Genomic DNA, 7,005 nt, shown 5'->3' with positions numbered 1-7,005 from the left:
GCCCGCGAGGGCGCGGCGGTGGCGTGCGCGGACGTCGACGAGGGCGCGGCGGGGGAGACCGCGGCGATGATCGCCGCCGCGGGCGGGACGGCGTGCACGGTGGTGGCCGACGTCACCGATCCCGTGTCGTGCGACCGTGTGGTCGCGCAGGCGGCCGAGGGCCTCGGCGGGCTGGACGGGGTCGTGTTCAACGCCGGGATCGGCGTCGGGTACGGGCTGGCGGGCACGGCGCTGGCCGACTGGGAGCGGGTGCTGCACGTGAACCTGCGGGCGCCGTTCCTGGTGGGCAAGGCCGCGATGCCGGCGCTGGAGGCGGGCGGGTCGCTGGTGTTCATCGGGTCGCTGGCGGGGACCAAGCCGGGGTCGCGGTCGCCGTCCTATGACGCGTCCAAGGCGGGGCTGACGGGGCTGGTGCGGCACATCGCCGCCGAGGGCGCGCCGCGCGGGGTCCGCGCGAACGTGGTGGCGCCGGGCCTGATCGACACCGTGATGGGCCGGGACGCCTCGGCCGGGAACGAGGACCGGGACCGGGTCGCGCGGCTGATCCCGATGCACCGGCAGGGGACGGCGTGGGAGGTCGCGGAGGTGGCGGTGTTCCTGCTGTCGGACCGGGCGTCCTATGTCACCGGGCAGGTCGTCCACGTCGACGGGGGCCTGTCCACGCTGCGGTAGGGGAACCGGGTGGCGGCGGGCGCGCGGCCGTCCTAGCGTGGCCGCCGTGGACGATCTTGTGGGGTTGCGGCCGGTGGCCGAGGACGACCTGCCGTTCGTCGAGCGGCTGCGGACCGACCCGGAGCTGGCGGGGCCGTTCCTGTGGGAGGGGTGGTCGGATCCGCGGCGGTTCCGGCGCCGCTGGGAGGCCGACGGCATGCTGGGCGAGGAGACCGGGAACCTGCTGGTGGTGCGCGGCGCGGACCCGCTCGGGCTGGTGTCGTACCGGCGGGTGATGACGACCGCGCGGATGTGGTGCTGGAGCATCGGGATCTCGCTGATGCCGGACGCGCGCGGCAGCGGTGCCGGGACGCGCGCGCAGCGGCTGCTGGTGGAGTACCTGTTCGCGCACAGCCCCGTCCACCGGATCCAGGCCGAGACCGATGTCGACAACGTCGCCGAGCAGCGCGCCCTGGAGAAGGCGGGGTTCACGCGGGAGGGCGTGATGCGCGGCTACTCGTTCGTCGGCGGCCGGTACCGCGACGAGGTGCTGTACAGCGTTCTGCGGACCGACCCGCTGCCGTGAACGCAGGGCGGGCGTCGGCGGGGGAACAGCCCTTCCCACCGGATGGTTACCGTGTAACGATGTAATCATCCGGGAGGTGCCATGGACACCGAACCTCCGACCGGCCCGGCCTCCGAGCCGGCGACCGGGCCGCTGGACGCCTACTCCCGCGTCGTGTCCGCCGTGGCGCGCGAGCTGACCCCGCGCGTGGCGGCGCTGCGGGTCCGGCACCGGCGCGGAGAGGGCGCCGGGTCGGCGGTGGCGTTCACCGGCGACGGGTTCCTGCTGACCAACGCGCACGTGGTCGGCCGCGCGCCGGGCGGGCAGGCCGCGTTCGCCGGCGGCGACACCGCCGAGTTCACCGTGGTCGGCACCGACCCGCTGTCGGACCTGGCCGTGGTCCGCGCCGACGGGCCCGTGCCCGACCCGGCCGTCCTCGGCGACGCCGACGCCTTGGTGGTCGGGCAGCTCGTCGTCGCGGTCGGCAACCCCCTCGGGCTGGCCGGGTCGGTCACCGCCGGGGTGGTGTCGGCGCTGGGCCGGTCGCTGCCGGCCTCGCAGCCGACCCGCACGGGCACCGCGGTCCGCGGCGTCATCGAGGACGTCATCCAGACCGACGCCGCGCTCAACCCCGGCAACTCCGGCGGCGCGCTGGCCGACTCGTCCGGGCGGGTCGTGGGCGTCAGCACCGCGGTCGCCGGGATCGGGCTCGGGATGGCCGTCCCGATCAACGCCACGACCCGGCGGATCATCGCGGCGCTGATGCGCGACGGGCGGGTGCGGCGGGCGTTCCTCGGCCTGGCCGCCGCGCCGGTGCCGGTGCCGGCGCGGCTGCGGGAGCGCACCGGGCAGGACGACGCGCTGCGCGTCGCCGAGGTCGTGCCGGGCAGCCCCGCCGACCGGGCCGGGCTGCGCCGCGGCGACCTGGTCCTGACCGCCGGCGGCGCGCCGGTCTCGCAGGCCCAGTCGCTGCAGAAGCTGATGTTCGCCGACGCGATCGGCCGGCCGCTGCCCATCACCGTCCTGCGCAACGGCGCGATGGTCGACGTCATCGCCGAACCCGTCGAACTCACCCCCGACCCCACCTGACCGCCCGCCCCGCCGGGTCGCTCATCCTGTCGGCGGACGGCTTTCGGAGATGACGCCGTCGACGACCAGTTCCCCTGTGCCGGTCACGACCTCGTACAGCGGGACCGCGCCCGGCAAGGGCGTGATGGATGCGATGCCGAGTGGGGCGTCGCTCTTGAGCGCCGTTCCCTCGATGGACGTCTTCCGGGAGATCGCCGGATCGATGAGGTGAAAGAATCTCAGCCGCTCCCGCAGGCCGCCCTGAAGCCGGACCACGGTCACCGGCAGGTTGGCGTGAGTGCGCGGATCTTCGTTCACGGCGCGGAAGCCGAAATGCCGGAGGCAGTCGTTGACCATGGCCAGGATCTCCGCGTCCGAGTTGGAGATCCTGGTTATTCCTCCGCTGCACGATCCTTCGGCGTCGAATATTCCGGCCAGGAATCCCTTCCTCCACCCCTGTCCGGGCGTCCTCGCCGGCCAGCGGATCAGTTCCTCGACTCGTGCGACGGCGGCGGCGCTCTGCGCGCGGATGGCCATCATCCGCCTACGGGGACCGGCGGCTTCGGCGAATACGAACTTATGTGTGGTGACGCCGAATCCGGCGAGATAGCGGCGTGCCCTCTCCAGGGCCTCGACATCGGCTAATGCCAGGCGAAAACGGTGCATGACGGCATACGGTTTTTCCGGCCTGCCCTGCGGATAATGGCCGATCTGGCCATCGCCGCGAATCATTCCGCAAAGGTAGCCCATGCGGTACCCGGCGCACCGCCGGGGAGGCGGCGAGAAGGCGCCCACCCCCAGCAGGCTGTTGTTGAGCGTCAGATGCGGTCGTCTCCGGCTGCCCTGCTCGGCCCCTGTGGGGTGCTTCCAGCCGCGGTCGCTGAGCAGGCGCTGGTCCCGGCCGACCGTGAGTCGGGTCCCATCCTGCAGTGTCACCCGCAGAGCGACGCCGGGCCGCTCCCTCCGCTCGAGGACGCCCGTGATGACGTACCGGCGATAGCGTCCTTCGAGCCGGGAGCCGTAGACCCGGTCGGAAGGGCGTACGGCGCGCAGGGGCTTCGTCCGGCCGTCCGCCATGAGGATCGGCGTGTCCGCACCGTGCCCCCGATCCGCTGCGGCCGGCGCTCGGCCGCATTCGCTCTGCCCCGGATCGTGCTCCCACATCCACGCCTCCTCGAACACGCCGGCGAGTCGATCGGTCACAGAGAGCATGGAACATGTGTTCGAAGATCGCAACGCGCGGACGGGGAAACGGGACGGTGGGGTAGGACACGGACATCGCGGTTCCGGCCCGAGCATCGCAACGGGTGCGTAACAATGGGCCGCTATGGCATGGCGAACCAGGATCCGGGCAGTGGCGGCGGCGATCGCGGCGGGAGTGTCGGCGGGCGCGCTCGCCGCCTGCGGCATCCCCGCCTTCGGCGACCGCGAGACCGGCGGGCGCGGCTCAGTGCCCCCGCCCGGCGCCGCGGCCGAGTGCCCCCGCGTCGCCGCGCCCGGCGACTCCGCGCACCGGCAGCTGCGCGGCATGTGGATCGCCACCGTCGGCGGCATCGACTGGCCCAAGGACGCCGGCGGCTCCGCCGCCGCGCAGAAGAAGCAGTACACCGAGCTCCTCGACACCGCCGCCGCGATGAACATGAACGCGGTGTTCGTGCAGATCCGCCCGAACTCCGACGCCTTCTACGACTCCCCCTACGAGCCCTGGTCGCAGTGGATCACCGGCACGCAGGGCAAGGACCCCGGCTACGACGTCCTGGCGTTCATGCTCAAGGAGGCCCACGCCCGCAACCTGGAGTTCCACGCCTGGTTCAACCCCTACCGGGTGTCGCGGCAGGACGACGTCGGCAAGCTGCACCCCGACAGCCCCGCCCGGCAGCACCCCGACTGGGTCCGCAAGTACGGGACCGGGCTGTGGTACGACCCGGGCCTGCCGCAGGTCCGCGACCTGGCCGCCAAGGCCGTCATGGACGTCGTCCGCAAGTACGACGTCGACGCCGTCCACTTCGACGACTACTTCTACCCCTACCCCGAGGCCGGCCGCGACTTCCCCGACGACGCCTCCTACAAGGCGTACGGCAAGGGCGAGAAGCGCGCCGACTGGCGCCGCCGGAACGTCGACACGCTCGTGGAGTCCCTCTCCCGCCAGATCCACGACGCCAAGCCCTGGGTGCGGTTCGGCATCAGCCCCTTCGGCGTCTGGCGCAACAAGAGCAGCGACCCCGCCGGATCCCCCACCCGCGCCCTGCAGAGCTACGACGACATCTACGCCGACACCCGCAAATGGATCAAGAAGGGGTGGATCGACTACATCACCCCGCAGCTGTACTGGCCGATCGGCGACCCCCGCGCCGACTACGCCGACCTCGTCGCCTGGTGGGCTAAGCAGGTCGAGGGCACCGGCGTGCAGCTGACCATCGGGCAGGCCGCCTACCGCGTCGGCGCCGACAGCGCCTGGAAGAACCCCGCCGAACTGTCGCGCCACCTCACCCTGAACGCCAAGTACCCGCAGGTCCGCGGCGACGTTTTCTTCAGCGCCTCCGACATCGCCGCCAACCGCCGCGGGTTCGCCGCCCGGCTGCGCGACGACCACTACGCCCGCCCCGCCATCCCGCCCCCCGCCCGCACCGGCACCGGCGACAGCGGCGGCAAGACCGGCGCGGACGGCGGCAAGGACACCGCGGCCGCGCCGCCGCCCGTCCGCGGCACCGCCGCCGCCCCCGACGGCAAGGGCGTCCGCGTCACCTGGCAGCCCGCCGACGGCGCCGCCTCCTACGCCGTCTACCGGGTCGAGGGCACCCGCCCCGGCTGCGCCCCCGTCGACCCCCGCACCCTCATCGCCGCCGTCCGCGGCGGCGGCATCGTCGACCCGGGCGCCGAACCCGGCCGCGCCTACACCTACTACGTCACCGCGCTGGACCGCCTCCACCGCGAAAGCGCCCCCGGACGCGGCGCAACGGCCACCGCCGCGAAGGGATAATGATCATGATCTCTGGGGAGGAACCAGTCACCTGACCACCCCCCGGAGGTTTGAAGCATGGCGCTGTCGATGGAGGAGCAGCGGATCCTCACCCAGATCGAGGTCCGCCTGAGCGAGGACGACCCGCGGCTGGCCCAGCGCCTCGCCCGCCACGGCACCCCCCGAGGCCGGCGGACCCGCACCATCGTCCTCGCCGCCACCGCCGTCATCATCGTCCTCGCCGCCGTCGGCGCCGGCATCGCCGCCGCCGTCCTGTAACACCCGCCCCACCCCGCGCACACACGAACGCCGAGGCCCCGGCGAGATCCGATCTCGCCGGGGCCTCGGCGTTCAAGCCGGTGTGGAGGTCGCCTCACGGCGAAAGGCACAACGAAGCTCCAGCCCGGACCGCATGGGACCGGCGGTATTCCCCGAAGGCATCAGGTAGAGCCCGGGGGACACATGCCACACCGACCCCTCCACTGTAACGGCTCCCGGCCCGTGCCTCCGCCACCGCCACCCCCCGCGCGGCGTCCACCTCACCCCGGAGTGAGGGTTGTCTGCGCCCGTGCACCGCCCCGCGCGCGGACGCGTCCCTGACTATGACCGCGCAACACCGCGCACACCGCGCAACATCACGCAAGCCGCACCAAACGGGGGACACCGCCATGACCACCACGGGGACCGCACGGCCCGCAGCCGCCGCACCGCCCGGCACCGACCAGGACACCCCCGGCACCGGCGCGGTTCGCGCGGCGGCCGCCTGGGACCTGCCCGCCCAGCCCCGCGCCGCCGCCCGCGCCCGCGACCTCACCGCGCGCACCCTGCGCGGCTGGCACGTCACCGACCCCGACGACACCGCCGACATCGTCCTCATGGTCGACGAACTCGTCACCAACGCCGTCGTCCACGGCACCGGCCCCGTCCGCCTCGCCCTCCGCCTGGACAGCCCCCCGCACGGCGACTCGGCCGGCGGCCCGGACGGCGGCGCGGCCGGCGCACTGCTCACCGCCGAGGTCAGCGACGCCGACCCCGCCGCGCCCGCCGCCCCCGGCGCGCCGCCCCCCGTCCTGGACTGGGCCGAGGCCGGCCGCGGCCTGCTCCTGGTCGCCGCCCTCGCCACCGACCACGGCGCCCGGCCCCGCCCGCCCGGCAAGACCGTCTGGTTCACCCGCCGCACCGCCCCCGCCCCGCCGGCCGCCCCGGAGGGCACCGCCGCGCCCTGACCCGCCGCACCGCACCGGGCCCGCCGGACGGGACGGCCGGGGTCACGCCTGCAAGGGGCAGCGGTCGACGACCCACGCCTCCTCCTCACCGCCCGCCGGCGGGGGCGGCGGCTCGTCGGTGAGGCGGTCCAGATGCCACTCGATGTGCGCCAGCGGCCCGCGCCACCCCGCCAGCAGATCCGCCAGCGGCCCCGGCGGCCCCGGCGGCCCGAACGGCCGCAGATCGGGCAGCTCGCCCACCCACAGCGCGTCGTCGCAGCCCGCCGCCCAGTGCCCCACCGACGCCAGCACCTCCTCCAGATCGCGCACCAGCTCGCCCAGCGACCGCGGAGCCATCGCGTCCTGGATCATCCGCTCCCGCGCCTCGTAGGGCAGGTCGCGGCCGAACACCGGCGGGAAGCCGGGGCGGCGGCCCGCCAGGACCGGCTCCTCGCCCGTCGCCGCCGACCGGATCGCCGCCGCCTGCCACCGGCTCCACTCCGCCAGATGCCCCAGCGCCGCGCGCAGCGCCGCCGCGCCCGCCCCGCGCGCCGGGC

8 protein-coding genes are annotated in these 7,005 nt (G+C 74.4%); 6 read left to right on the top strand and 2 right to left on the bottom strand.

Annotated elements, in window-relative coordinates:
• The 3 genes from AB0K34_RS45580 to AB0K34_RS45570 form a co-directional block, all read left to right on the top strand.
• Nucleotides 1–672, top strand: a 672-nt coding sequence (locus AB0K34_RS45580) for an SDR family oxidoreductase (protein ID WP_364554760.1), incomplete at its 5' end; no start/stop codon positions are given.
• A 46-nt stretch (nucleotides 673–718) separates the two neighbouring features.
• The gene (locus tag AB0K34_RS45575) at nucleotides 719–1,237 is read left to right on the top strand and encodes a GNAT family protein (RefSeq protein WP_364554759.1); all 519 of its coding nucleotides are present in this window, start codon (nucleotides 719–721) and stop codon (nucleotides 1,235–1,237) included.
• Between the two features lie 81 nt (nucleotides 1,238–1,318).
• The gene (locus AB0K34_RS45570) at nucleotides 1,319–2,305 is read left to right on the top strand and encodes a trypsin-like peptidase domain-containing protein (RefSeq protein WP_301177147.1); all 987 of its coding nucleotides are present in this window, start codon (nucleotides 1,319–1,321) and stop codon (nucleotides 2,303–2,305) included.
• Nucleotides 2,306–2,326: 21 nt separating this feature from the next.
• Here AB0K34_RS45570 and AB0K34_RS45565 read toward each other — a convergent pair whose 3' ends face one another.
• Entirely contained in the window at nucleotides 2,327–3,487 is a 1,161-nt protein-coding gene (locus tag AB0K34_RS45565) for an LAGLIDADG family homing endonuclease (protein ID WP_364554757.1), read from the bottom strand.
• 151 nt (nucleotides 3,488–3,638) lie between these two features.
• Between AB0K34_RS45565 and AB0K34_RS45560 the strand changes: the two genes are divergently transcribed.
• The 3 genes from AB0K34_RS45560 (at nucleotide 3,639) to AB0K34_RS45550 (ending at nucleotide 6,469) form a co-directional block, all read left to right on the top strand.
• On the top strand, nucleotides 3,639–5,264 hold the full coding sequence (locus tag AB0K34_RS45560) for a family 10 glycosylhydrolase (protein WP_301177149.1): 1,626 nt from the start codon (nucleotides 3,639–3,641) through the stop codon (nucleotides 5,262–5,264).
• A gap of 57 nt (nucleotides 5,265–5,321) precedes the next feature.
• A complete protein-coding gene (locus AB0K34_RS45555; protein WP_301177150.1) occupies nucleotides 5,322–5,522 on the top strand; it encodes a DUF3040 domain-containing protein in 201 nt (66 codons plus the stop codon).
• A 389-nt stretch (nucleotides 5,523–5,911) separates the two neighbouring features.
• Complete coding sequence (locus AB0K34_RS45550) at nucleotides 5,912–6,469, top strand: ATP-binding protein (RefSeq protein WP_364554754.1); 558 nt, start codon at nucleotides 5,912–5,914, stop codon at nucleotides 6,467–6,469.
• 42 nt (nucleotides 6,470–6,511) lie between these two features.
• On the opposite strand, the gene AB0K34_RS45545 is transcribed toward AB0K34_RS45550, so the two are convergent.
• Nucleotides 6,512–7,005: hypothetical protein (locus AB0K34_RS45545; RefSeq protein WP_364554752.1), on the bottom strand; the 494-nt coding region annotated here is incomplete at its 5' end.

It is taken from the genome of Actinomadura sp. NPDC049382, from assembly GCF_040677125.1.
Classification (GTDB): domain Bacteria; phylum Actinomycetota; class Actinomycetes; order Streptosporangiales; family Streptosporangiaceae; genus Spirillospora; species Spirillospora geliboluensis.
Note: the sequence above shows the minus strand (reverse complement) of the source record. Positions and strands in the feature narration are given on the sequence as shown.

What these genes read in the sequence shown, in the direction of transcription:
- AB0K34_RS45550 (WP_364554754.1), top strand. Translation starts at nt 5,912, where the DNA reads ATGACCACCACGGGGACCGCACGGCCCGCAGCCGCCGCACCGCCCGGC.
- AB0K34_RS45570 (WP_301177147.1), top strand. Translation starts at nt 1,319, where the DNA reads ATGGACACCGAACCTCCGACCGGCCCGGCCTCCGAGCCGGCGACCGGG.
- AB0K34_RS45555 (WP_301177150.1), top strand. Translation starts at nt 5,322, where the DNA reads ATGGCGCTGTCGATGGAGGAGCAGCGGATCCTCACCCAGATCGAGGTC.